Below are 24,987 nucleotides of genomic sequence, written 5' to 3'. Positions count from 1 at the left end.
TAAAAACTCAGGATCAGAAATGGTTCTGAGTTTTTTCATTAAATATTAGCAAAAATGTTTTTTTTATTCATTCGTAAAAGCATAGTTTTGCAAAAAATAATCATGAAAAAAATTTTTACTTATTTATTTACTATTCTTTCGACTTTCTTTTTTGCTCAAAATGATGGTACATTAGATACTAATTTTGGAACTTCCGGCTTTTTGAAATATGATAGTCAGTCATATGGTACATGTTTAGAATTGGATTCTAATCAAAATCTGATTGTAGGTACATACCGTAGTCAAACATTTAAATTCTATAGGTTTTCACAAATTGGACAATTAGATGCTAGTTTTGGGTCAGAAGGTGAAGCTGGTATTTACTTAGGAGGACAAAATGCAGTTTTATATGATATGAAAATATTGCCAAATAACAAAATTATGGCAGTAGGGTATTGGAACGACGGTAGTAATAGGGTAGATTTTATTGTTATTAGATTAAACGCAGATGGCTCCTTAGATACCTCATTTAATAATACTGGAAAATTAACAATTGCTTTTGGAACAGGTGAGGATGTAGCAAAAGCAGTAACAATACAATCAGACGGTAAAATTTTGGTTGCAGGTGAATCGTTTACCGGTTCGTACAAAGATATTGCAGTTGCAAGAATTAATACTAATGGTACATTAGATACAACATTTAGTGATGATGGTAAATTGACAACTGACGTTTTGGGTAACGATGATTATGTAAGGGACATTGCAATTAATAAAGATGGTAAATTTGCTGTTACAGGTTATAGTTATGGTCCTTCTAGCGCTGCAGATTTTGCAGTTGTTAAATATAATACAAACGGTTCATTAGATACATCATTTAGCGTAGATGGAAAGCAGGTCATTACCCTAGGTCCTAACAATGATAATCCCATTGGTATAGCATTTCAGAATGACAACAAAATAATTGTTGGAGGTGCATATTTCAGTTCAATCAATAACAGAGACGATTTTGCAATAATAAGATTGAATGCAAATGGGACATTGGATACAACATTCAACGGTGATGGTATTTTTAGTACAGCGATTGGTAATTCTGATGATACACCACAATCAATGAAATTACAAAGTGATGGTAAAATATTATTATTAGGAAATTATCGTTCAGGCTCGTATACAGATATTGCTTTGATAAGAGTTACAAATACTGGCTATTTAGATCCTACATTTGGAACCAATGGAATTACAAAGCAATCTTACATGAACGGGTCTTACTTCCGGGATATGGTGTTGACAAATAATGGCAAGATATATCTAGTAGGCTATGCTAATCTTGATATTCTATTAGCTCGTTTCAATTCATCAATTATTTTATCTGCAGCTGATAATAAATTTAATGAAATTGAATTATTTCCTAATCCAGTTGTAGATGTTCTGAACTTTAATCAAAATATTGAAAAAACTGAGTTGTATTCCTTAGATGGTAAATTAATCAGAACTGACAATAATATTGACAGACTTAATTTAAATAATCTTCCAAAAGGTGTCTATAACTTAAAAATGAATATTGTTGGCAACCAAAATGAAGCAGTTGTCAAGAAGATCATTAAGAAATAAGCACTTACAAAATTAATAATCTGTAAAAACTCGGTTTCAATTTGATTCCGAGTTTTTTTTGGCACTGATTTTTCTGCTGATCGTTTATCGCTCAATTACCTCAAAACCAAATCTTATGCTGCCTCTCGCTTCTCAACTGATCTATCTATTCGTCATCGCACTTCCCGTCGCTTGCGTCGCCTGGACGGTCACTCACGAGGAAATTTTCCGAGAACCGAGGGAATATTGCCAAAATGTTTGTGGCACTGCCAAATCACTGGCGAAGCGAAAATTCTTCTACCTCTTCACCTGCGAGTACTGTTTCAGCCATTACATTAGTTTCATATTTCTCGTCATCACGCAGTACAAGCTGCTTTACGACGATTGGCGCGGTTACCTGCTGGCATTTTTTGCGCTCGTCTGGGTCGCCAATTGGTATATGAGTCTCTTCGGCTACCTGCGCCAAAGCCTGAAAGTCGAGAAGATAGAAGCCAACATCAAAGACATCGACCTCAAAGAACTGGAAAGCGAAAAGTAATGATTTAAATCATCAGGAGCCGGGAACCTGCTGTCCGCTGCAATCTTTTTTGCTTCACGTTTTGTCACACTGAATTTCGCGCAGCCTATGCAAAAAAGGATTTACGCTACCATCAGGGCTAGGGAGTTTCCACCGTATCCAAGTTTTTCCATCCCAATAAAAATCACTCAAACCCTCCAACTCTCCAACTCTCCAACACTCAAACCCTCAAACCCTCCAACTCATCATATCCACCGCAACTTCGCCGCCATCACACAGGCTTCTGTCATATTCCCGACACGCAGTTTCTCCAGAATATTCTGCCGATGCCGATTCACGGTATTGATGCTGATGAAAAGCAACTCCGCAATCTCCTTACTTCGTTTGCCATCCTGAATCATCTTCAAAATTTCCTTTTCCCGACCCGATAGAAACGCAGAATTCCCGGCCTCTGTCTGATGAATGACCGAACTGTTCGCCGTATTGATGATCATCCCGTGATGAAGAGACGAATGCAGAAAATCAAAATGATAAAGGCAAAGCGCCAGTTCCACATTTTTATCATCCGCGTTGGTGAAGTAAAACATCTTGTGGAGAATCGCTTTCTGCTTTTGGTTGTCAGCAATTCTCAATCTGCTCACCACACAATAATCTTTGTGCTCCTCAAAAGGAATGGTCTTAATGAATTGAAAAAACTGCAGCTCCAGCAAATGCTTCTGCAAAACATCTTCAGCATTTAATTTCGCAAAAAGTTCTTCCTCCCAAATGCTCTCAATTTCCTGAAAATCTTTATCCTGAAAAATCGTCAACTCATCCGCCAATTTCCCTGAATAAACATAACTTCTATTATTTTGAAGGTCGCTCAAAACTGCAATGCCGTTCTCTAAATCCACAAAATTCTGTGAAATTTCCTGACATTTTTGAAGCTGTAAATTTTCGCTTTCAAAAGTGGAAGAGAATTCCTGTTGGAGGAGTTTTTCGTTGAGGTCGGATTGGATGGTTTTCATTAAAGAAATGGTTATTTATCAGTATTGGTTTGCAATTTTTAAGCTTGTAAATTTGCCCTTTATCAAAATAAAAATACAATGAATAATCTGAACGAAAAAGAAAAAATGCTGAACGGAGAAATCTATGACGCGTCAGACAAACATCTCACCAAAGAAAGAAATATCGCCAAAGACCTCTGTTTTGAATACAATCACCTTCAGCCTTCCAAGCTCAAAGAAAGAAAAGCATTAATCAAAAAACTCTTCGGCAAAACCGGAAAAATGTTTCATATCGAACAACCTTTCTACTGCGATTACGGCTACAATATCGAGATTGGCGAGAACTTCTACACCAACGTGAATGTTGTAATTCTTGATTGTGCAAAAGTCACTTTCGGAGACAACGTGATGATTGCACCCAACTGCGGATTCTACACAGCTGGTCATCCTTTCGATGTCGAGCAGCGCAACAAAGCTTTGGAATATGCTTATCCAATCACGGTTGGAAACAATGTCTGGATTGGCGCAGGCTGCAGCATCCTTCCCGGCGTCACGATTGGTGACAATACGGTGATAGGAGCGGGAAGCGTGGTGACGAAAGATATTCCTGCCAATGTTTTAGCGGTCGGAAATCCTTGCAAAGTCATCCGTGAACTATAAAATCAATCAAGATTAAAATGAAAAAAATAATACTGTCCTCCATCATATTTCTGAACTTGTTTTCAGGATTAAAAGCCCAATCTCTTGAAAAAATGACCTGGTTCAACGAGCCTTCTCAGTGGGAAATCAAAGACAAAAAACTGATAATGAACGTCACGCCACAAAGTGACTACTGGCGGATTTCACACTACGGTTTTACGGTCGACGACGCGCCATTTTACTATTCAACTTACGGCGGAGAATTCGAAACCAAAGTGAAAATTACCGGAGATTATAAAGCCCGCTTCGACCAAATGGGACTGATGCTGAGAATTGATGAACAAAATTACATCAAAGCCGGCGTAGAATTCGTGGACGGAAAATTCAATCTGAGTACCGTCGTTACTCACAAAACCAGCGACTGGAGCGTGATTGTTTTAGAAAAAACGCCACCATTTGTCTGGATAAAAGCAGTACGAAGACTCGATGCGGTCGAGATTTTTTATTCCTTCGACGACAAAGAATATGTGATGATGAGAAATGCCTATCTGCAGGACAACACACCTGTACAAGTCGGATTTATGGCGGCAAGTCCGGATGGAAACGGCTTCAAGGCTACTTTCGAAAACTTCTCGGTCAAACATCTTCCCGACCATCGCCGGTTGGAATGGCTGAAGAAAAATCAGTAAAATATGGAAACCACAGAAGTCAAAAAAGGAATATTTAATTCTTTTGTGACTTTTGTAGTTTACTCTTAACCAATCAAATCCAAAAACTCCTGTTCATCAAGAATCGTAATCGTCCCAATATCCTGAGCTTTTTTCAGTTTGCTTCCTGCTTTTTCACCAACCACCAGATAATTCAGATTTTTAGAAACCGCAGAAATATTTTTCCCGCCGTGTTTCTCCACCATTTCTTCCGCAGATTCTCTTGTGAACAGCGATAATTTTCCAGTGAACAAAAACGTTTTTCCGTCCAAAGCATTCGATAAAACTTCATTTGTATTTTCTCCTTTTTCCAGCTGAACGCCGTAGGATTTTAATCTTTCAAGCATCAGAATATTTTCAGGATTATTAAAGAAATCAACGATGCTCACCGCAATTTTCATCCCGATATCTTCCACCTGACATAATTCTTCAGCCGTTGCTTTTCTCAAATCATCAATCGTGTTGAAATTTTTCACCAATTTCTTCGCAACCGTTTCACCAACGTGTTTGATGCCAATTCCAAACAACACTTTTTCAAACGGAATTTCCTTTGATTTTTCAATGCCATCAATGATATTCTGAGCCGATTTTTCAGCCATTCTTTCCAGAGGCAGAATCTGTTCTTTCGTTAAAGCATAAAAGTCTGCAGGATTTTCAATCAGTCTTTCTTTGTATAACTGCTCGATGGTCTCACTTCCCAGATTATCAATATTCAAAGCCTTTCGGGAAACATAATGAATCATTCTTCCTACCACCTGAGGCGGGCAATGCAAATCATTGGGGCAGAAATGAATTGCCTGGTCTTCCAATTTTATCAATTCAGTTCCGCACTCCGGACAGTTTTTGATGTACTCGATTTCTTTGCTGTCTGATGTTCTTTTTTCCTCGTTGACGCCGACGATTTTAGGAATAATTTCACCACCTTTTTCCACATACACAAAATCGTGTTCGTGCAAACCGAGTTTTTTAATAATATCTTCATTGTGAAGAGAAGCACGTTTTACGGTCGTTCCTGCTAATAAAACTGGTTTCAGATTCGCCACAGGTGTAATTGCTCCGGTTCTTCCAACTTGGTAAGTCACCTTTTCAAGTTCAGTTTCTACTTTTTCGGCTTTAAATTTATAAGCCATCGCCCAACGTGGAGATTTGGCAGTATAACCAAGCTGTCTCTGCTGTTTTAATGAATTGACTTTCAGTACGATTCCATCAATTTCAAAAGGCAAATTATGTCTTTCCGTATCCCAGAAATTGATAAATTCTTTTATTTCATCTAAATTTTTGCAGAGTTTTGCCTGAGCCGAAATTGTAAAACCCCAATCGTGTGCTTGATGAAGCAGTTCCCAATGACTTTCCGCCGGAACTTCCTGCGACACAAACTGATACAAAACCGAAGATAATCTCCGTTTTCTCACTTCACCGCTGTCCTGCATTTTCAGACTTCCGCTTGCCGTATTTCTTGGGTTCATAAAAAGGTCAAGACCTTCTTCCTCACGCTGTTTATTGATTTTATCAAAGTTTTTTCTCGTCAGATAAATTTCACCACGCATAAAAAAACGTTCAGGAAAATCTCCAGCTAGTTTTACCGGAATATCTGAAATGGTTTTCACGTTGGAAGTGATTTCATCACCTTGAAAACCGTCGCCACGCGTAACAGCCTGTACCAGCTTTCCGTTTTCATACAAAATAGAAATCGAGGCACCGTCATATTTTAATTCAGCAACAAATTCTACAGGTTCATCAATCGTTTTAATGATGCGTTTTTCCCAGTCTGCCAAGTCATCAAAATCGTAAGAATTATCTAAAGAGTACATTCTAAACTGATGCTGAATGGTCGGGAAAATCTTGGTCACACCGCCACCAACACGCACGGTCGGAGAGTTGTCATCGTGAAATTCCGGATGTTTGGCCTCCAAATCCTGAAGTTCTTTTAATAATAAATCAAATTCAAGGTCAGAAATGCTCGGCTCATCCATCAGATAATAGTTTTCATTATGCTGGTTGAGTTCTTTGCGGAGCTGTTCTATCTTTTGTTGAATGTTTTCGGACATTGGGAATTAATTTTTACAAATGTAGGCATTAGAATAAAAGTTCAAAAGTGAATTCTGAACTAAACGTGCTTTGGGAAAAATCAAACCAAAACTTCACTCGGAGATATTCCAAATTCTTTTTTGAAGGCAAAAGAAAAGTGCGACAGGTCTTCGAATCCTAAGTCCAGATAAATATCGTTGGGTTTTCGTTTTTCATTTCGAAGCAAAAAATGAGCTTCCTCAAGTCGTTTTTGAGTCAGCCATTTTCCGGGATTTAGTCCAAATATTTTCTGGAAATCACGTTTGAAGGAAGACAGACTTCTTCCCGTCAAATAAGCGAATCTTTCCAGATGAATGTTGAACCGAAAGTTGCGGAGCATAAATTCCTCCAGATCAATTTTTTCCGGTGCGCCAAAGTTGAAGAAGACATTCGACAACTCAGGATTGTTCTTCAGTAATATCAATAATAATTCTTCCCGCTTGATATCGGAAAAATTATCGTCTATCTTTTCGCCGTCACCATAATATGGCTGCAAAGAATCTATAAAATTTCGAATCAATGGACTTTTTTCCAAATTTAAAAACGAATCATTGCTGGAGAATGCAGTCGCTGAAAAAGGGTTTCGTTCAAGGAATTTTTTAAGGAATGCTTCATCAAAAATGATGATTATTTTTTCGAAATCGTCATCATTTTTATATTTGGTATATCGCACCAAATGATTTTTTCTGGCAATGTAATAATCGCCTTCATTCACTTGGTAGTTTTTGTTTCCATTGAAGGCTATCATAGAACCTTTCATCAAAACAATGAAAAAATGCTCTGGAATAAATTGTTCCGGCGAAATTTCCGGACCCAAATGACAGGATTGGATGTTGTTAAATTTCAAAGTATTGAGATTTGTCTTAATGTAAAATTACAATTTGTTTCAAGAAAAAAGTACGAATGCAAGTTACATTCGTACTTTTCGGGTTAGATTATTTCAAACTGTCAACGCTCGATAATATGGCTTCATCACGGCTTCGTGGCGTCCAGCCTAAGATGGTTCTTGCTTTTTCGTTTGACATTTGTTTATAAAATTCTGGCGCTGGCTTTTCCAAGTTGGCAATATGCGCAGATTTTTCAGGTCTTTCTTTTTTGATTAATTCTGCAACATCGGAGAAACTAATGACGCCATCCGAACTGGCAATGAATCTTTCGCCAACGGCTTTCGGACTTTCCATTGCTTTGATATGGATATCTGCCACATCGCGTACATCCACGATTCCCATTGTGAAATTACCACTTTCTTTGGTAGTACCGTTTATAATTTCAATGACCGCAATATCCAGTGATGCGGAGGTGATTTCGCCCAAAACCGGTCCGAAAATCCCAACCGGGCAGATGACAGAAAGTTCCAGACCTTTTCCTTCATTTTCCACATAATCCCAAGCGGCTTTCTCTGCGACCGTTTTCGACTTGATGTAGGCAGGAAGTGGAACATTGGTGTCGGTCCAGTCTTCTTCTGTAAAAATATGACCTTTGACATCGATGCTGTAACCAATTGCAGCAAAAGAAGAGGTTAAAACAACACGTTGTACGCCAGCTTTTTTTGCGGCTTTCAAAACGCGCAGTGCGCCATCACGAGCTGGTATTATCAATTCGTTTTCATCTTTTGGTTCTCCTGCGGGAAACGGCGATGCGATGTGCAGGACGTAATCAGCACCTTCCACGGCCTCATCCCAGCCTTTATCCTCAGAAAGATCGGCTTCAAAAAACTGAAGATTCTCAAAATCCGAAATGCCGCCTTCTTTCAAAGCGTTGATGATGATGTCTTTCTTTGAAATGGAGCGAAGTGTGGTTTTGACATTGTAACCTTTCTGTAACAATTGTAAAATCGTGTGAATTCCGACAAAGCCAGTTCCTCCCGTTACTAATACTGTTTTATTTTTCATTTTCTAAAAATTTATTGATGCAAAATTCCGAAATAATAATCTGGTTTACTTTGTTTAAAAGTTCAATTTTTCTTTGTTGTGAAGTTTACAGCTGTTACAAAATTATTCAAACCTGTTTATTGATTTAATAGACAAGCTGTTAATTGAAAAGGTAAAAGTAGTTGCATTTCTGGGTTTATCAGACATCATTTCTCCCGATTTTACTATCTTTATCGTCATCAAATAAAAAGATATGAAGCGAAACACTTTGTTCACGATGTCTGCCGTTTTCTTTGCAGTCCAATTTTCTAACGCTCAAACCAAATCAACAGAAAAACTCAATCCGATTGTCGAAAGTTTTGTCAACGAGGCCAACAACAATTCCCAACTCGAGGAGATGGCCTATGAACTTTTGGATGGCATCGGACCAAGATTGGTAGGAACGCCAGAAATGCTTTCCGCCAATAATTACACCGCCGATAAACTGAAATCTTGGGGCATCGAAGCAAACCTTCAGCAATTTGGAACGTGGAAAGGCTGGCAACGAGGAACCACACACGTGGATATGGTTTTTCCAAGAACAAAAACTTTGTCGGCAACGCAATTGGCTTGGAGTCCATCAACCAAAAAAGCTGTTGAAGCGGAAGCGGTAATTCTTCCCAAAGTGACTTCCAAAGCCGAGTTTGACAAATGGTTGCCATCGGTAAAAGGAAAAATTGTTTTGATGGCGCAATATCAGAAAATTGGCCGTTCCGATGAGCAAATCAAAGAATTTGCAACGCCAGAATTATACGACAAACTGAAAGCTGAAAAGCAACAAGCGACCAAAGATTTTCAAGAATACATCAAAACTATAGGCTACGACAACAACACGTTGCCAGAAGCTTTGGAAAAAGCAGGTGCATCGGGCATCGCGATTTCCAACTGGACGGGAATTATGAGCACCAACCGTATTTTCGGAGCCAAGACCAAAAAGATTCCAATGTTCGATATTGATTTGGAAGATTACGGAATGCTCTATAGAATGGCGGAGAAAGGCGCGAAACCGAGAATCAAAATCGATACACAATCCAAAGTTCTTCCAGAAGCGAAATCCTTCAATACCATCGGAATCATCAAAGGAAAAGAGAAACCAAACGAATATGTCATTCTTTCTGCTCACTTAGATTCTTGGGACGGTGCGCAAGGTGCAACAGACAACGGAACCGGAACTTTGACGATGCTCGAAACAATGCGAATCCTGAAAAAATATTACCCAAATAACAAACGAACCATCATCGTCGGACTTTGGGGAAGCGAGGAGCAAGGATTGAACGGCTCACGTGGTTTCGTTGCAGACAATCCTGAAATCATCAAAGGTGTGCAGGCGGTTTTCAATCAAGACAACGGAACGGGTAGAGTGGTGGACATCAGCGGACAAGGTTTCAAAGATTCTTACGCGTACATCGGAAAATGGCTGGATGCCGTTCCTAAAAAAGTGAAGGACAACATCAAGACCAACTTCCCGGGAATGCCTGGTGGAGGCGGTTCCGACCACGCTTCTTTCGTTTCGGCTGGCGTGCCTGGATTCTCTTTGAGTTCACTTAACTGGGGCTATTTCGGTTACACCTGGCACACGACCAAAGACACTTATGACAAAATTGTCTTTGATGAGTTGAAGAACAATGTGATTCTGACAGCCACTTTAGCTTATATGGCTTCCGAAGACCCAGAATTCACTAGCCGTGAAAAAAGAGTAATGCCAAACGACGAAAAAGGCGAACCAATGAAATGGCCAGTTGCACGAGAGCCGAAGAGAACAAGCAACGATGAATAATAATTTCCAATCGTGCTAAGCTGAGGTTTTAACGAAGTTAAACTTTGTGCCTTAAAATCATAAGTTTTATATGATTAAATCTTAGTGCCTTTGCGTTAAATTTCAATTCTCAATAATATTAAAAATGAAGAAACTAATTCTAGGATTAACGATTTTAAGTTCAATAATAATGAATGCCCAAACCCAAATCATCGCGCACAGAGGCTATTGGCAAACCAATCCGCCAACGACAGAAAATTCTTTGAAGGCTTTAGAGAATGCGCAAAAGCTGAAAATCTACGGCGCAGAATTCGATGTGAGAATGACCAAAGATGGCGTTCTCGTCATCAACCACGATGAGCACCACGGCAAAATGGAAGTCTCTGAAACGGACTTCAAAACATTGGAAAAACTCAAACTTTCCAATGGCGAGAAGTTTCCCATTTTGAAAGATTATTTGAAACAAGGTAAAAAAGATTCGTCTCTCAAATTAATTGTTGAAATCAAACCTGCAAAAACGCCAGAAATTGAAAACGAAATTGTGAAGAAAACCATTCAAACCATCAAGGATTTGAAGTTGGAATCTCAGAGCGAATTCATTTCTTTTAGTTTGAATGTTTGTAAAGAAATCAAAAAAGTAGAACCGAAATTCAAAGTACAATATCTGGAAGGAAATCTTTCGCCTCAACAGATAAAAGCCGAAGGATTGGACGGCATCGATTATCATTACAGCGTGTTCGAAAAGAATCCAACGTGGATTTCAGAAGCGAATGCCTTAGGATTAATTACCAATTCCTGGACTGTGAATGACCTTGAAGTTTACAAAAAACTGAAAGAACAAGGTTTGAAATTCGTCACCACGAATGTTCCAGACCAATTGAAATAGGTTTTCATCGCAAAGTCGCAATTAATTTTTGTGATTGAGATATTAAAAGTCGCAAAGTTTTTTTTGCGACTTTTTTTGACATTTGTAATTCAATCAAGTTTGCGCCTTTGCGATAAAATCCACCGTCTTATAGACTTACCAAATGATAAGATTTCATTAAATCTAATTGCAATGTTTCTTTTCTAAACAATCGTTTGGTAAATTTGCACCTTCAAAATGATTACAATGAATTTAAAAGGAAAAAACGCCATCATCACTGGTGGTGGAAGAGGCCTTGGGAAAGCGGTTGCGCAAATCCTAGCCAATGAAGGCGTGAACGTCGGCATCACAGGAAGAAACGAAAATTATCTCAAAATAACAGCAAACGAACTGAAAGCAACTGGCGTGAAAGTAGCCTACGCCGTTTTCAGTGTGGACAACGAATTGGAAGTGAAAGCCGGAATCGAGTCGCTGGCAGAGCAACTTGGCGGTGTGGATATTTTGGTCAACAACGCTGGAGTAGGCGACTTTGGAAGCATCGAGGAAATGCCTTCTGAAACTTGGGAGCAGGTCATTAAAACCAATCTTTTCGGTGTTTATTACGTGGCGAAAGCGGTTCATCCTTTCTTGAAAGAAAAAGGTCAGGGTGATATCGTGAATGTAGCTTCCACAGCAGGTTTGAAAGGTGGACCGAATATGTCAGCCTACGCCGCTTCGAAAGCCGCAGTGGTTTCATTATCACAATCGATGATGGCGGAATGGAGAAAGGAAAACATCCGTGTCATCACTTTGACGCCAAGTACAATTGCTTCGGATATGAGCATCAACGGCGGTTTGACGGACGGCAATCCAGACAAAGTGCTTCAGCCGGAAGACTTTGCAGAATGGGTAAGAGATATCCTGAAAATGAACAGACGCGCATTGATTGCCAACGGTTCTATTTTCTCCACGAATCCTTAAGTTTAAAAATGATAAAGCAAAAGCGGTTTTACAACAATGTAGACCGCTTTTTTATTGGATTAATCTTTTCTTTTCAAAACTTTCCCCCGTGGCTCATTCCCTTCATAGAGCGCAATATCGGAATGTAGGAACTGTGCGGCGGCCGCGGAATCTTCAACTTTAATAGAACTTCGCTGTATCATTTCTGATTCGAAATCGGATAGGACGCTTTTCCTGATTCCATCGGTTCGCCATTGCGATAATGGTCTGCATTTTTTTGAGATTTCACGAGCTAAGGACAACGCATCCAACAAAGCCTGATTGGCACCTTGCCCTTTGAAAGGACTCATCGGGTGCGCGGCATCGCCAATCAACGTGGCTTTTCCGAAGTTTTTCATTAATTCTGACGTGAGCAATGCGCGGTCATAAACAGGATATCCGGAAATCTGACTTGCCAATGTAGCGTTGATGATTTCAGGAATAGGCGAGTGCCAATTGGTTCGTCGGATGGCTTCTTTCTTAAGCGCTTCTGAACCTTTACTGCTTAGGTTTTTCGCTTCGTCCTCAGACATAGGAAAACTGAGTTGCCACATTATGGAATCGGCATCAAATGGCATCATATAAATCCTTTCATTCCCATTGGCTGTCTGAAATACCGTGGCTGAATCTAACAAATGATGGTCTGGATTTTCTAATACATTCAATGGGCAAATGCCTAAAATCACGATGCAATCCAAATAACGTAAAGGGGAAATTTCTTCACCAATTAAAATATTTCGAACGGCACTTCGGATACCGTCTGCACCGACTATGATATCAGCTTTTTCAATTGTTGATTCGCCATTGACTTGAAAGTTAAGGTCAATTTTACCGTCTTGAGTTTCATTAAAATCAATGAGTTGATGTCCCCATTTTATCTTGTCATTTCCGCCCAATTGTTCTATGAATGCGGAACGGAGCGATTGTCTGGCGATATGGATATTGGTCTTTTTAGGAGATTGCTTTTCGGAATTTTGAAGCCACTTTCGCATTCCCCATTCGGCAACCACTTTTCCGTCGGGTGTGTGAACCAGATGTCTTGTGGAGACCACACCTTTTTCCAGTTTTGAAATTCCAAAACCTTCAATTGCTTTGCTGGCTTGCTGTAAGGTAAGCCCATAGCCTTGCGACCGTTCATTAAAACTATTGTCGCGCTCATAAATGGTAAACGGAATGCCACGATGCAGACAAGCCACGGCCAACGCAACACCGCCAATCCCAGCACCGATGATGGCGACGTGCGGAAGATTTTCTGTATCCGGAATTGGAAAATTATCAGACGCAATCAATCCTGAGCCAGAGCAAGTTGGGCAAACATACCAATTCGCTTCTGGTGGAGTAGGTTCAATTCCATCACGGCCTGCTTTTTCAAATTCCAACAAGGCTTTTTGGTAATGAAAGCGCGCACTTTTCTTGATTCTCCGCTTTTTCTTTCCGAGGCCTAGGCAGTCTTTGCAGATGGCGAAAAAAGGTGTTTTGGTTTGCATTTTATTATGGTCGTTCTGATAGAATTAGAACTTTATCAATTTTTATAACCACAAAAGTCACAAAAGCTGTACTTTTTTGTAAGTTATTCAAAAGTGAAAAAAAGGTCAAAGTTATGTAGTTATCTTTTTTGCTCTTCTGCAATGATGAATGTTTATTTTTCTGTTGTGACTTTTGTGGTTAACACTTACAAAATCATCGTCAACTGAATTCTTTTCCTCGCCTCATCTACTTCCACCACCTTTACCTGAACGTGCTGATGTAGCTTTACAACCTCATTCACGTCCGAGACAAAACCGTCTTTCAATTGTGAAATATGAACCAATCCACTTTCTTTGATTCCCAAATCTACGAAACATCCGAAAGCCGTAATGTTGTTCACAATGCCTGGAAGTATCATTCCTGGGTTGAGATTTTTAATTGATTTTACATTTGGGTCAAACTCAAAAACTTTGGCTGACTTTCTTGGGTCCAATCCTGGTTTTTCCAGTTCTTTCAAAATATCCTTAATTCCTAGAATTCCTATTTCTGGCGTGATGTATTTTTCTGGATTGATGAGCGCGATTTTTTCTTTATTCGAAATCAAATCTTCGGTTTTAAGACCGAGGTCTTTCGCCATTTTCTCAATGGTCTTATAAGCTTCCGGATGCACTGCCGAATTATCCAAAGGATTTTTTGCATTCTTGATTCTGACGAAAGCTGCTGCTTGTTGAAAGGCTTTTTCGCCCAACCTTGGCACTTTTTTGAGTTCTTTTCTTTCCGTGAAGGCACCGTTTTCTGTTCGGTAATTCACGATGTTCTCAGCCATTTTTTCTCCGATTCCAGAAACATAACTTAATAGCGATTTGCTCGCAGTGTTAAGATTTACACCAACTGAGTTCACGGAACGGATTACCGTATTGTCCAATTCCTCTTTCAGTTTGGTCTGGTCCACATCGTGCTGATACTGCCCAACACCAATGGATTTGGCATCGATTTTTACGAGTTCTGCCAACGGGTCGGCCAATCTTCGTCCGATAGAAACTGCGCCTCGAACTGTGACGTCATAATTTGGAAACTCGTCTCTAGCAATCTTGCTGGCCGAATAGATGGAAGCGCCGGCTTCTGACACTACAAAAACCTGAATCGGTTTATCGAAAGCGATTTTCTTAATGAAAAATTCCGTTTCTCGTCCAGCCGTTCCGTTTCCGATGGAAATGGCCTGAATATTATAGGCATTTACCATCGAGCGGATTTTCTTCATCGCCATTCCGGTTTCGTTCTGTGGCGCGTGTGGATAGATGGTTTCGTTGTTTAGTAGGTCGCCTTTCTCATCCAGACAAACCACTTTGCAACCGGTCCTGAATCCTGGGTCGATTGCCAAAATCCTTTTTTCTCCCAATGGCGACGCTAGCAATAATTGCTGAAGATTCTCAGAGAAAACCTCGATGGCTTTGATGTCTGCTTTTTCTTTGGCTTCCTGCAATGCTTCGTTGGAAATGGCAGGTTCCAAAAGGCGTTTGTAAGAATCTGCAATGGCGAGTTCTATTTGTTTGGTCGTGGAATTGTTGCTTTTGATGACGGCATTTTCCATCATTTCTAGCGCTTCTTCTTTGTCACCATCGACAGAAACTTTCACAAAACCTTCGTTCTCTGCGCGGAGCATTGCTAATAATCTGTGGCTTGGGATTCGGTTCAGCGCTTCCTGCCACTCAAAATATTGGGAGAATTTCTGAGCGGCTTCATCTTCTTTTTTAGTCTTTACAACTTTTGAAGAGATAATTGCTTTTCTTTGAAAAAGTCGTCGGAGGTTTTTTCGGATGTACAGATTTTCATTGATCCATTCTGCGATGATGTCTCTCGCGCCTTGGAAAGCTTCTGCTTCATTTGCCACATCCTTGTTGAGGTATTTTGAAGCAAGAAATTCCACATCGTCATTGCGCTGACTCATAATGATTTTAGCCAAAGGTTCCAGACCTTTTTCTCTGGCTGAATCCGCTTTGGTTTTCTTTCGTTTTTTATAAGGCAGATAAAAATCTTCCAATTCTTGAAGGTCAAAACTCTGTTCTATTTTTTGTTTGAGTTCAGGATTCAGCGCATTCTGTTCTTCGATGGATTTCAGGATGCTTTCTTTACGTTTTGTGATCTCATCAAACTGTTTGTTTAGCTTGAAGATATTTTCAATCGCCACCTCGTCCAGATTACCGGTGCGGTCTTTTCTGTAGCGGGCAATGAAGGGGATGGTACAATCTTCTGCAAGGAGCTGAAGAGTGCTGTCTATGCTTTTGGAGGATATATTTAGCTGTTTCTGTATAAAGTCTGAAGAAGTCATCTCTAAGTTTTGAAAAGCGAAAATAGTGTTTTGTAATGAAAACTGAAGATTGCATCATCTCTAATTTTTCAAAATAGGAACCGTGAAATTGACTGAGGTTAAAATGGTAGTTGGTGACCTCATCAAAACTGTTTTTTGAACAAATTAAAATTATATTTTATTATCGTTGTTAAGTCTTTAAAGTGTTGAAATTTTGTGACTTAAGGATATTGTTGTGTCTTTTTTTTTATTAATTTAATGCCATCAAAAACCACAAATTATGAAAAAGAATAACAATTTCACACTAGAGGATTTATTGCTTTACATTGCTAATTGCTTCAAAGAATTGACCGATCTGCTAAAAGAACGTTTGCCAATACCAGTCCATCCTCAAGAGACCGACTATAGAGATGCTGCTGACACAAAAATTGAACTCAAAATAAGCGACAGTACCCTCTACCGATGGCGGAAAGAAGGCGAGATAGACTACATTATCAAGAAACGCAAGATTTATTACGACATTTCTTCTGTGCTGAGAAAGAAGAAGTGATAACATCTTACGGAGACTGGGCGTAGCCGAAGTTATAGTGGGTGTGGTTTCGGCTACGCTCAACCACCGCTATAAGGACGCTCAACCACCGGAAAAATGGTGCTCAATCATCAGAAAAATATTGCTCAACCATCGGAAAAATTGTGCTCATTCATCGGAAAAATAGTGTTCAACCACCGAGAAAATGGTGCTCAACCACAAGAAAAATAGTACTCAGTCAACGGAAAATTGGGGCTCAACCACCGGTGAACTAGTGGATGGCAGAAACTTTGGACCCTGAGTGGACTTATAGAAAATTTACTGCTGTGGTAGCTGTACGTAGCCATAGCCCAAATTGCGATTGCTAATAACAATTCAAACTAATAAAAATATTATGAAAGGATGGATGTATATTCTTCGCTGTTCGGATGACAGCTATTATACGGGGAGTACCAATAACCTGGAATTAAGACTTATACAGCACCAAAAAAGAGAAGGTGCCAATCATACCAAAAAGAGACTTCCTGTACAGTTGATTTATTTTGAAGAATATGAGAGAATCGACATTGCTTTTTATAGAGAAAAACAAGTTCAGGGCTGGAACAGAAAAAAGAAAGAAGCACTCATCAATGGTCAAGACGAAGAATTGAAAAAAGCTGCTGAATGTATGAATGATAGTCACTGGAAGTTATTCAAAAACTCCGGAGACTAGGTGTGATTGAAGTTAAATTGGGTGTGGTTTCGGCTACGCTCAACCACCGGGATAAGGACGCTCAACCACCGGTATAACGATACTCAACGGCAGAAAAAAGGATGCTCAATCACAAGAAATGCTACGTTCAATTATTATAATAATTTGTCTGCCATCATCATTGAATAGTTGATAGTTCCTACAATTTATTGCGGCCATTATTGTTACTAAGCATCGTAGTTGTGCTAACTGAGTGTAACAGTTTTGGTGACTGAGCGTAGAAATTTTCGTGACAGAGCATAGACGTTCTAGTGACTAAATGTAAAAGTTTTGGTGACTGAGCGTAGCCGAAGTCACCTAAACTTCCTTCGCATCATCTTCGATACTCCTTCGGGTCTTGTTCGGAAAAAACATCTTTTTTCCGAACGAGACCCGAAGAAAAGTGCTGGATGACCCGAAGAAGTATGAGACAAGTCGGTCATTTCCTGTCAAATCAAGTCACAGTCGGTCAAATCCCGTCAGGGGTGTACAACCTGTGATTTTGTGTCCTAACTTCGTGTCATTAATCAATAAAAACAAATGATTATGGCAACAATTAAAAAAGGAATCCTGGGTGGGTTCTCGGGTAAAGTGGGAACAGTAGTAGGCGCTAACTGGCGTGGCAAAGACATCATCCGAAGTCTCCCAAAGGAGTCTCAGAAAGAGCCATCTGAGAAACAACTTCTACAACAGGCCAAGTTCAAACTGGCAGTTGCTTTCTTGCAACCGCTCAAGACCATCCTTTCCCAGTACTTCGGGTCGGGCAGTGGAGTGAAATCGAGAGTGAATCTTGCTACATCTTACACCATCAATGAAGCAATGCAGGTGGTGGCCGGCATTCCGGAGCTGATGTACAACAAGGTTCTCATCACCAAAGGCGAACTCACGGGTTTCCAAAATGCGGTGCTAAGTACGCAAGTAGGCGGTGTTTTAGATTTGGAATGGGAAGACAACAGTGTGCAGGGCAATGCGTCGCCATCGGACCAGGTGAGTCTAGTAAGTTATTGCAAAGAACTCAACGATTTTCAGATCTTTGAAGGGATTGTGATGCGCTCCGACCTGATGGCCAGTGTCACGCTCCCGAACTTCTGCATCGGGAAGACCATCGAAGTCTGGGCTTTTCTCAACACAGAGAAGCAGACCTTTGCGAGCAACAGTTTTTATCTGGGCGAGCACACGGTGCTTTAGAATGAAGAATCCACTTGAGAGAGTGGATTTTTTGTGGTCTTATTTTAAAAATAAAAAAAGCAAATTGTCCCGCCTTGAATGTTATGATCATTAGTATCTATTATTTTAAAAGAATTCACGAAACATTTATAAAATAAAAATACCCCGCAGATAGGCGAGGTGCTAAATGTTTTCACAACGGAATAATCCTTATTGTGAATTGCTTTCGGATACAAATGTAAAAATTAATTATTTAACCAATTTACGGTTTTCCGTATTTATATAAATTAATTTCTATTTAATTTTAGGAATTTCAAATAAACTAGATAGTTATGATAAAAAATATACTTGGATTGGACTTGGGAGTTTCATCTATTGGATGGGCGTATGTTCAAGAAGATGATAAAAATTCTGCTAATAATAAAATTATCAAATTGGGTGTTCGTGTAAATCCTCTAACTGTGGATGAGCAGATTAATTTTGAAAAAGGAAAACCTATTACTACCAATGCGAGTAGAACTTTAGCAAGAAGTGCAAGACGAAATCTTCAAAGATTCAAGTTAAGGAGAAGTAATCTTATTGATGTTTTAAAGAAAGGAAATGTTCTTAAAGAAGGAGATTTCCTTGGAGAAGTAGGCAAGAATTCGACATTTCAAACTCAGGAATTAAGAGCGAAATCGGCGAAAGAGAAAATTGAACTTTCAGATATTGTAAAAGTTTTACTTTTAATCAATAAAAAAAGAGGCTATAAAAGCAGTAGAAAAGCGAAGAACGAAGATGAAGGACAAATCATCGACGGAATGGCTGTTGCTAAAAAACTATATGAAGAGAATCTGACTCCGGGAGAATATTCTTACCAACTTTTACTAGAGGGGAAGAAGCAGTTACCAGATTTTTACCGTTCAGATTTACAAGCAGAATTTGACAAAGTTTGGAATTTTCAAAAGCAGTATTATTCAGAAACACTAACTGATAACCTTTATAAAGAACTCCAAGGTAAAAATAAAAATGCGACTTGGGCAATTTTAAAAGAACCACTTTCCCTCGTTGGCATCAAACAAGTTGGGACGATGCAGGAGAAAAAGGTAGAAAGATATCTTTGGAGAAGTAAGGCTGTAAAAAAGCAATTAAATTTTGAGAGCCTGGCGATTGTACTTCAGGAAATTAATAGTAATCTTAATAATTCCAGTGGTTATCTTGGTGCAATCAGCGATAGAAGTAAAGAATTGTATTTCAATAATCAAACTGTTGGCCAATATCTTCATCAACAACTTAAAGTAAATCCACATACAAAACTTAAAAATCAGGTCTTTTATAGACAGGATTATTTGGATGAATTTGAAAAAATATGGGAAACTCAAGCAAAATATCATAAAGAGTTAACCAAAGAATTAAAAGATGAAGTTCGGGATGTTGTTATTTTCTATCAAAGAAAACTTAAATCTCAGAAAGGTTTAATCAGTATTTGTGAGTTTGAGAACAGGGAAATTGAGATTACAGAGAACGGAAAAATTAAAAAGAAAATTGTAGGACTGAAGGTTGCTCCAAAGTCTTCTCCATTATTTCAGGAGTTTAAAATTTGGCAGGTTCTGAATAATTTGCAGTTTCAAAACTTAGAATCCAAAGAGGTTTTTCCAGTTGATTTGGAGTTTAAACAATCAATTTTTGATGAAGTTAATATCAAAGGAAGACTTTCTGCAAAGGAAGTTTTAGATATTATGGGTTATTCCGGTAAAGAATGGAAAAATAATTTCAAAGATATTGAAGGTAACAATACGAATGAGAATCTATACACTGCTTTTCTGAAAATTATTGCCAACGAAGGAATAGAGTATCCGAAAGAGTTTAAACTGACTATTGAGGATGAAATTAAAGTATCTAAAATTCACTCTTCTGCTGAAATCATAAAACTATTTGTCAAAGAAAAACTATCTGAGTTAGGAATTAATACATCCATATTAGAGTTCAATCCAGAATTGGATGGAACTGATTTTGAGAAGCAAAGTTCCTATCAGCTTTGGCATCTGTTGTATTCTTACGAAGGTGATGATTCTCCTTCTGGAAACGAAAAACTATATGAGCTTTTAGAGAAAAAATTTGGCTTTAAAAAAGAACATTCAAAGGTATTGGCGGAAATTGGTTTTCCTCAAGATTATGGAAGCTTGAGTTCTAAGGCGATGCGAAGGATATATCCATACGTTAAAGAACATAAATATAGTGATGCTAGTCATCTAGCAGGATATAATCATTCAAAAAATTCATTGACTAAAGAACAACTCGTGAATAGAGTTTTGAAAGAGCAATTAGAAATTCTTCCTAAAAATTCTCTAAGAAACCCTGTGGTCGAAAAAATTCTGAATCAAATGATAAATTTAGTCAATGAAGTATCTAAAGAATACGGAAGACCAGACGAAATAAGAATTGAGCTTGCAAGAGAACTGAAAAATAATGCTGAGGAGCGCGCCAATATGACTTCTGAAATTAGTAAAGCGACAATACAGCATCAGAAATATGCAGAAGTCTTACAAAGAGAATTTGGAATAAAATTCCCTTCCAGAAATGACCTTATTCGATATAAATTGTATTTGGAATTGGAAAAAAATCTGTTTAAAGATTTATACACTGATGTACAAATCAAGAGAGATGAGCTTTTTACGGATAAATATGATATCGACCATATTATTCCGCAATCAAGATTCTTTGATGATAGTTTTTCTAATAAAGTTTTAGTTCCGAGAGGTGCAAATCTGAAAAAAGGAAATTTTACAGCTTTTGATTATTTGGAAATTGAAGGAAAGGAAAGATTAGATAAATTCCTCAATCTCATCAAAGAACTCTATGACAAGGGAGGAATTACAAAGGCTAAATATGAAAAACTTCAGAAAAAAGGAATTGAAATAGGAGATGGGTTTATAGAAAGGGATTTGCGAAATACACAGTATATCGCTAAAAAGGCAAAAGAAATTCTTTTTGGAATTACAAATTCTGTAGTTCCTACGACAGGAAGGATTACCGATAAGCTCCGTGAAGATTGGAATCTTGTGAATACAATGAAGGAACTTAATTTGGAAAAATACAGAAAATTAGGTTTAGCGGAAACGGTTATTAATTCTAAAGGAGAAGAGAAGCAAAGAATCATCGACTGGACCAAAAGAAATGACCATCGTCATCACGCTATGGACGCTCTCACCGTGGCTTTTACTACACATAATCATATTCAGTATTTGAATTATCTGAATGCAAGAAAAGACGAGAATCACAAACAGCATAAGGTAATTTCAAACATTGAAAATCTTATTACTAAAGTATTTGAAAAGAAAAATGGTTCAAAACAGAGAAGGTTTATAGAGCCAATTCATAACTTCAGAATTGATGCAAAAAAGCATTTAGAGGAAGTGTTAATTTCTCATAAAGCTAAAAATAAAGTTGTTACCAAGAACATTAATAAAACCAAAACAAATGGTGGATTAGTTTCAAAAGTTGTATTAACACCACGAGGGCAACTTCACAAAGAAACCATCTATGGCAGTGCAAAATTCCTTAAAACTAAAGAAGAAAAAGTATCAGGAAAATTCGACTTGGAGACCGTTTATAAAGTTCAGAATGAAAAATTCAGAAATGCTTTATTGGAAAGATTGAAAGAATCTAGTGGAGATGCTAAAAAAGCATTTACAGGCAAAAATGTTTTAGCTAAAAGTCCAATTTATCTGGATAAAGAAAAAACAGACCAAGTTCCTGAAAGTGTAATCCTGGCTTGGTATGAGGTCGGTTACACCATAAGAAAAGCAGTAAATCCGGAAAACTTTAAAGATTACAAAAATCTTGATAAAATTATTGATAAAGGTGTAAAGGAAAATTTAAAAGCACGTTTGGATGCATTTAATGGAAATGCCAAAGAAGCTTTTTCTGATTTAGAAAAGAATCCGATTTGGTTGAATGCATCAAAAGGAATTGCCATTAAAACAGTAACGATAACGGGAATCAATAATGCAGAAACTTTGCATTACAAAAAAGACCATCTTGGAAAAGAAATTCTAGATGAAAATGGTAAAAAAATACCTGTGGATTTTGTAAGTACTGGAAACAATCATCACGTAGCTATTTACGAAGATGAAGCGGGTAATTTGCAAGAGCGGGTTGTAAGTTTTTATGAAGCAGTTGAAAGAGTGAATCAAGGACTTTCGATTATTGATAGAGATTATAATCAAGGTTTAGGATGGAAGTTTCTTTTTACTATGAAACAAAATGAAATGTTTCTTTTTCCTTCAGACGATTTTAATCCAAAGGAAATTGATTTGTTAGATGAAAAGAACTTGAGTTTGATTTCTAAGAATATGTTTAGGGTGCAGAAGTTTACAATTAAAGATTATTTTTTCAGACATCATTTAGAAACTACTGTTGAGGATAATTTACTATTGAAGGGTATTACTTGGAAAAGAGAAGGCTTAAATGGAATTAGAGATATTCTGAAAGTAAGACTAAACCACTTAGGTAAAATAGTTCACATTGGAGAATATTAAAACTAAGTAGCTATGATAACCCGCTCCATCTACATCGGCAATCCTGCCTACCTCAAGCTCAAAGACGAGCAAATGTACATTATGGAACCTTCCTCCAATGAGATGAAAGGTAAAGTTCCGGTGGAAGATTTGGGGTTGTTGATGTTGGACCATTTTCAGATTACGATTTCCCATCAGCTGATTCAAAAAATGATGGGGAATAATGTCGTCGTGGTCAGTTGCGATTCTCATCATTTACCTCACGGAATTATGCTTCCGCTTTATGGACACACCGAACATTCTGACCGGGTGAAAGACCAATTGGAAGCCAGCGAACCTCTCAAAAAACAAATCTGGAAACAAACCATCGAATGTAAAATTGAAAATCAAAAAGAGGTACTGAGAAGGTTAGGGAATTATTTTGAACCAATGCTGGATTATCAAAGCAATGTAAAAAGCGGCGATGTTACCAATATGGAAGGGATTGCGGCTCAGCATTACTGGAAGTATCTCATCAGTTTGGATTTTCTCAGACAGCGTTTCGGCGATTCACCGAATCAGTTCTTCAACTTTGGATATGCTGTTCTCAGAAGCATCGTAGCAAGGTCGATTGTAGAAACAGGTTTGCTTCCGGTGCTGGGGATTTTTCATAAAAACAAATACAATCCCTATTGTCTCGCCGATGATTTGATGGAACCTTATCGACCATTTGTAGATTTGTTGGTAATGGATTGGTTGACAAAGAATCCGAATATTGAGGAACTGACAAAAGAATTCAAATCACACATCCTGCAAATCGCAACCAAAGATGTGCTGATAGACGGTAAAACAAGACCATTGTTGGTGGCAGTAAAAACAACTGCTACTTCGCTTTACAAATGCTACACAGGAGAAAAACGATTGATTTCTTATCCTGAGTTTACATAATTCCGAATTCTATATTCAAAATTTGGAATTGAGAATCTTGAATTTTAAATGATGAATGCCGAAAGGTTTAACGCTTATCGAATTATGTGGGTCTTAGTATTGTATGACTTGCCGACAGAGACCAAAGCCAATATGAAAGACGCCAATCGCTTTCGTAAAGCTTTGATGGACGATGGTTTTGCACTATTTCAGTTTTCGATGTATATGCGTCATTGCCCTAGTCGGGAAAATGCTGAGGTACATATCAAAAGAGTGAAATTTATGTTGCCAAAAGCTGGCAAAGTGGCGATAATGTGCATTACTGATAAGCAATTTGGTGATATTGAGATTTTCTTTGCAAGGAATAAAGAAGAACCGCCACCGACCTTCCAACAACTTGAATTATTCTAAATTCTGAATCCTAAAATCAAAAATAATCTACTGAAAATCAGTAGATTATTTTTTGAGGTTGTGTTGTATCTCAAAGATACTTAAAAATGAAAGCAATTCACAACCACCATAGGCGTATTTTGCGTAATCAGAAAGTTGTGTTGTATCTCAAAGATACTTAAAAATGAAAGCAATTCACAACCATCGCTGAAATAGGGTCTTTCTTGATTTCGTTGTGTTGTATCTCAAAGATACTTAAAAATGAAAGCAATTCACAACGGGTTTGCTCACCGCCTCCTGTAAGGCTTCGTTGTGTTGTATCTCAAAGATACTTAAAAATGAAAGCAATTCACAACGGTCTCAGCGTCGATAATACGCTGTTTGTCGTTGTGTTGTATCTCAAAGATACTTAAAAATGAAAGCAATTCACAACTAAATGGTTTGGATTCCTCAATCCAATTTCGTTGTGTTGTATCTCAAAGATACTTAAAAATGAAAGCAATTCACAACTTATTACTATTTATCATATCCGTTAACTCAGTTGTGTTGTATCTCAAAGATACTTAAAAATGAAAGCAATTCACAACTATCGAAATCGATACTAAAGATACTTTCGGGTTGTGTTGTATCTCAAAGATACTTAAAAATGAAAGCAATTCACAACCGGATGGTATGATATACTATTAAACAACGAGTTGTGTTGTATCTCAAAGATACTTAAAAATGAAAGCAATTCACAACAAGATGAACTTTCATCACAAAACGAACCTAGTTGTGTTGTATCTCAAAGATACTTAAAAATGAAAGCAATTCACAACAATTCAACTGTAGTTGGTTCACCGATAACAGTTGTGTTGTATCTCAAAGATACTTAAAAATGAAAGCAATTCACAACCCCATACGAAAGGCACGCCAGGGTTTGCCGGTTGTGTTGTATCTCAAAGATACTTAAAAATGAAAGCAATTCACAACAATCTACGAGATTATTGTTAATGTA

The 24,987-nt window shown here is 38.1% G+C and carries 19 protein-coding genes and 1 CRISPR repeat array (1 of these 20 running past the window's edge); of the genes, 13 read left to right on the top strand and 6 right to left on the bottom strand.

Annotated features, from left to right (window positions below):
* Window positions 1–87: 87 nt before the first annotated feature.
* Both LUD75_RS09890 and LUD75_RS09885 read left to right on the top strand, forming a co-directional pair.
* A complete protein-coding gene (locus LUD75_RS09890) occupies window positions 88–1,590 on the top strand; it encodes a T9SS type A sorting domain-containing protein (RefSeq protein ID WP_232705505.1) in 1,503 nt (500 codons plus the stop codon).
* 115 nt (window positions 1,591–1,705) lie between these two features.
* Window positions 1,706–2,107 (top strand): hypothetical protein, encoded by a 402-nt coding sequence (locus tag LUD75_RS09885; RefSeq protein ID WP_232705504.1) that lies wholly within the window; start codon window positions 1,706–1,708, stop codon window positions 2,105–2,107.
* Between the two features lie 224 nt (window positions 2,108–2,331).
* On the opposite strand, the gene LUD75_RS09880 is transcribed toward LUD75_RS09885, so the two are convergent.
* Window positions 2,332–3,093: a helix-turn-helix transcriptional regulator gene (locus tag LUD75_RS09880; RefSeq protein ID WP_232705503.1), complete on the bottom strand. Its 762-nt coding sequence runs from the start codon at window positions 3,091–3,093 to the stop codon at window positions 2,332–2,334.
* Between the two features lie 78 nt (window positions 3,094–3,171).
* Between LUD75_RS09880 and LUD75_RS09875 the strand changes: the two genes are divergently transcribed.
* Window positions 3,172–3,732 (top strand): sugar O-acetyltransferase, encoded by a 561-nt coding sequence (locus LUD75_RS09875; protein WP_232705502.1) that lies wholly within the window; start codon window positions 3,172–3,174, stop codon window positions 3,730–3,732.
* Between the two features lie 17 nt (window positions 3,733–3,749).
* The gene (locus LUD75_RS09870) at window positions 3,750–4,400 is read left to right on the top strand and encodes a DUF1349 domain-containing protein (protein WP_232705501.1); all 651 of its coding nucleotides are present in this window, start codon (window positions 3,750–3,752) and stop codon (window positions 4,398–4,400) included.
* Between the two features lie 65 nt (window positions 4,401–4,465).
* Here LUD75_RS09870 and ligA read toward each other — a convergent pair whose 3' ends face one another.
* From ligA to LUD75_RS09855, 3 genes are all read right to left on the bottom strand, one after another.
* Window positions 4,466–6,466 carry an NAD-dependent DNA ligase LigA gene (gene ligA / locus LUD75_RS09865; protein WP_232705500.1) on the bottom strand — a complete coding sequence of 667 codons (2,001 nt, stop codon included), beginning with the start codon at window positions 6,464–6,466 and terminating at the stop codon, window positions 4,466–4,468.
* Window positions 6,467–6,546: 80 nt separating this feature from the next.
* Window positions 6,547–7,332 carry an AraC family transcriptional regulator gene (locus LUD75_RS09860; RefSeq protein ID WP_232705499.1) on the bottom strand — a complete coding sequence of 262 codons (786 nt, stop codon included), beginning with the start codon at window positions 7,330–7,332 and terminating at the stop codon, window positions 6,547–6,549.
* Window positions 7,333–7,420: 88 nt separating this feature from the next.
* Window positions 7,421–8,377, bottom strand: a complete 957-nt coding sequence (locus LUD75_RS09855; protein ID WP_232705498.1) for an aldehyde reductase — start codon at window positions 8,375–8,377, stop codon at window positions 7,421–7,423.
* Window positions 8,378–8,609: 232 nt separating this feature from the next.
* Here LUD75_RS09855 and LUD75_RS09850 point away from each other — a divergent pair, with 232 nt between their 5' ends.
* The 3 genes from LUD75_RS09850 (at window position 8,610) to LUD75_RS09840 (ending at window position 11,976) form a co-directional block, all read left to right on the top strand.
* Complete coding sequence (locus tag LUD75_RS09850) at window positions 8,610–10,172, top strand: M20/M25/M40 family metallo-hydrolase (protein WP_232705497.1); 1,563 nt, start codon at window positions 8,610–8,612, stop codon at window positions 10,170–10,172.
* Window positions 10,173–10,296: 124 nt separating this feature from the next.
* Entirely contained in the window at window positions 10,297–11,037 is a 741-nt protein-coding gene (locus tag LUD75_RS09845; protein ID WP_232705496.1) for a glycerophosphodiester phosphodiesterase family protein, read from the top strand.
* 225 nt (window positions 11,038–11,262) lie between these two features.
* The gene (locus tag LUD75_RS09840) at window positions 11,263–11,976 is read left to right on the top strand and encodes a 3-ketoacyl-ACP reductase (protein ID WP_232705495.1); all 714 of its coding nucleotides are present in this window, start codon (window positions 11,263–11,265) and stop codon (window positions 11,974–11,976) included.
* A gap of 59 nt (window positions 11,977–12,035) precedes the next feature.
* On the opposite strand, the gene LUD75_RS09835 is transcribed toward LUD75_RS09840, so the two are convergent.
* Together LUD75_RS09835 and LUD75_RS09830 are read right to left on the bottom strand one after the other, a co-directional pair.
* Window positions 12,036–13,481, bottom strand: a complete 1,446-nt coding sequence (locus tag LUD75_RS09835) for an NAD(P)/FAD-dependent oxidoreductase (protein WP_232705494.1) — start codon at window positions 13,479–13,481, stop codon at window positions 12,036–12,038.
* Window positions 13,482–13,666: 185 nt separating this feature from the next.
* Window positions 13,667–15,790: a Tex family protein gene (locus LUD75_RS09830; RefSeq protein WP_232705493.1), complete on the bottom strand. Its 2,124-nt coding sequence runs from the start codon at window positions 15,788–15,790 to the stop codon at window positions 13,667–13,669.
* 259 nt (window positions 15,791–16,049) lie between these two features.
* Here LUD75_RS09830 and LUD75_RS09825 point away from each other — a divergent pair, with 259 nt between their 5' ends.
* From LUD75_RS09825 to cas2, 6 genes are all read left to right on the top strand, one after another.
* Window positions 16,050–16,319: a helix-turn-helix domain-containing protein gene (locus LUD75_RS09825; RefSeq protein WP_232705492.1), complete on the top strand. Its 270-nt coding sequence runs from the start codon at window positions 16,050–16,052 to the stop codon at window positions 16,317–16,319.
* A gap of 373 nt (window positions 16,320–16,692) precedes the next feature.
* Window positions 16,693–17,010, top strand: coding sequence for a GIY-YIG nuclease family protein (locus tag LUD75_RS09820; protein ID WP_232705491.1), 318 nt, complete (start codon window positions 16,693–16,695; stop codon window positions 17,008–17,010).
* A 564-nt stretch (window positions 17,011–17,574) separates the two neighbouring features.
* Window positions 17,575–18,216 (top strand): DUF6266 family protein, encoded by a 642-nt coding sequence (locus LUD75_RS09815; protein WP_232705490.1) that lies wholly within the window; start codon window positions 17,575–17,577, stop codon window positions 18,214–18,216.
* A 314-nt stretch (window positions 18,217–18,530) separates the two neighbouring features.
* On the top strand, window positions 18,531–22,715 hold the full coding sequence (cas9, locus tag LUD75_RS09810; RefSeq protein ID WP_232705643.1) for a type II CRISPR RNA-guided endonuclease Cas9: 4,185 nt from the start codon (window positions 18,531–18,533) through the stop codon (window positions 22,713–22,715).
* 12 nt (window positions 22,716–22,727) lie between these two features.
* A complete protein-coding gene (cas1, locus tag LUD75_RS09805) occupies window positions 22,728–23,621 on the top strand; it encodes a type II CRISPR-associated endonuclease Cas1 (RefSeq protein WP_232705489.1) in 894 nt (297 codons plus the stop codon).
* 51 nt (window positions 23,622–23,672) lie between these two features.
* Window positions 23,673–24,011 (top strand): CRISPR-associated endonuclease Cas2, encoded by a 339-nt coding sequence (cas2, locus tag LUD75_RS09800; protein ID WP_232705642.1) that lies wholly within the window; start codon window positions 23,673–23,675, stop codon window positions 24,009–24,011.
* Window positions 24,012–24,068: 57 nt separating this feature from the next.
* Window positions 24,069–24,987: a CRISPR direct-repeat array (repeat unit 47 nt; unit sequence GTTGTGTTGTATCTCAAAGATACTTAAAAATGAAAGCAATTCACAAC); it runs 745 nt beyond the window's last position.

Source organism: Epilithonimonas sp. JDS, from assembly GCF_021261315.1.
Classification (GTDB): Bacteria; Bacteroidota; Bacteroidia; order Flavobacteriales; family Weeksellaceae; genus Epilithonimonas.
This window is presented reverse-complemented; position numbering and strand designations above follow the sequence as displayed.

Excerpts from the sequence above, each read along its gene's own strand:
- LUD75_RS09885 (WP_232705504.1), top strand. The coding sequence starts at position 1,706 with ATGCTGCCTCTCGCTTCTCAACTGATCTATCTATTCGTCATCGCACTT.
- LUD75_RS09880 (WP_232705503.1), bottom strand. The coding sequence starts at position 3,093 with ATGAAAACCATCCAATCCGACCTCAACGAAAAACTCCTCCAACAGGAA.
- LUD75_RS09875 (WP_232705502.1), top strand. The coding sequence starts at position 3,172 with ATGAATAATCTGAACGAAAAAGAAAAAATGCTGAACGGAGAAATCTAT.
- LUD75_RS09870 (WP_232705501.1), top strand. The coding sequence starts at position 3,750 with ATGAAAAAAATAATACTGTCCTCCATCATATTTCTGAACTTGTTTTCA.
- ligA (WP_232705500.1), bottom strand. The coding sequence starts at position 6,466 with ATGTCCGAAAACATTCAACAAAAGATAGAACAGCTCCGCAAAGAACTC.
- LUD75_RS09855 (WP_232705498.1), bottom strand. The coding sequence starts at position 8,377 with ATGAAAAATAAAACAGTATTAGTAACGGGAGGAACTGGCTTTGTCGGA.
- LUD75_RS09850 (WP_232705497.1), top strand. The coding sequence starts at position 8,610 with ATGAAGCGAAACACTTTGTTCACGATGTCTGCCGTTTTCTTTGCAGTC.
- LUD75_RS09845 (WP_232705496.1), top strand. The coding sequence starts at position 10,297 with ATGAAGAAACTAATTCTAGGATTAACGATTTTAAGTTCAATAATAATG.
- LUD75_RS09840 (WP_232705495.1), top strand. The coding sequence starts at position 11,263 with ATGAATTTAAAAGGAAAAAACGCCATCATCACTGGTGGTGGAAGAGGC.
- LUD75_RS09835 (WP_232705494.1), bottom strand. The coding sequence starts at position 13,481 with ATGCAAACCAAAACACCTTTTTTCGCCATCTGCAAAGACTGCCTAGGC.
- LUD75_RS09830 (WP_232705493.1), bottom strand. The coding sequence starts at position 15,790 with ATGACTTCTTCAGACTTTATACAGAAACAGCTAAATATATCCTCCAAA.
- LUD75_RS09825 (WP_232705492.1), top strand. The coding sequence starts at position 16,050 with ATGAAAAAGAATAACAATTTCACACTAGAGGATTTATTGCTTTACATT.
- LUD75_RS09820 (WP_232705491.1), top strand. The coding sequence starts at position 16,693 with ATGAAAGGATGGATGTATATTCTTCGCTGTTCGGATGACAGCTATTAT.
- LUD75_RS09815 (WP_232705490.1), top strand. The coding sequence starts at position 17,575 with ATGGCAACAATTAAAAAAGGAATCCTGGGTGGGTTCTCGGGTAAAGTG.
- cas1 (WP_232705489.1), top strand. The coding sequence starts at position 22,728 with ATGATAACCCGCTCCATCTACATCGGCAATCCTGCCTACCTCAAGCTC.
- cas2 (WP_232705642.1), top strand. The coding sequence starts at position 23,673 with ATGAATGCCGAAAGGTTTAACGCTTATCGAATTATGTGGGTCTTAGTA.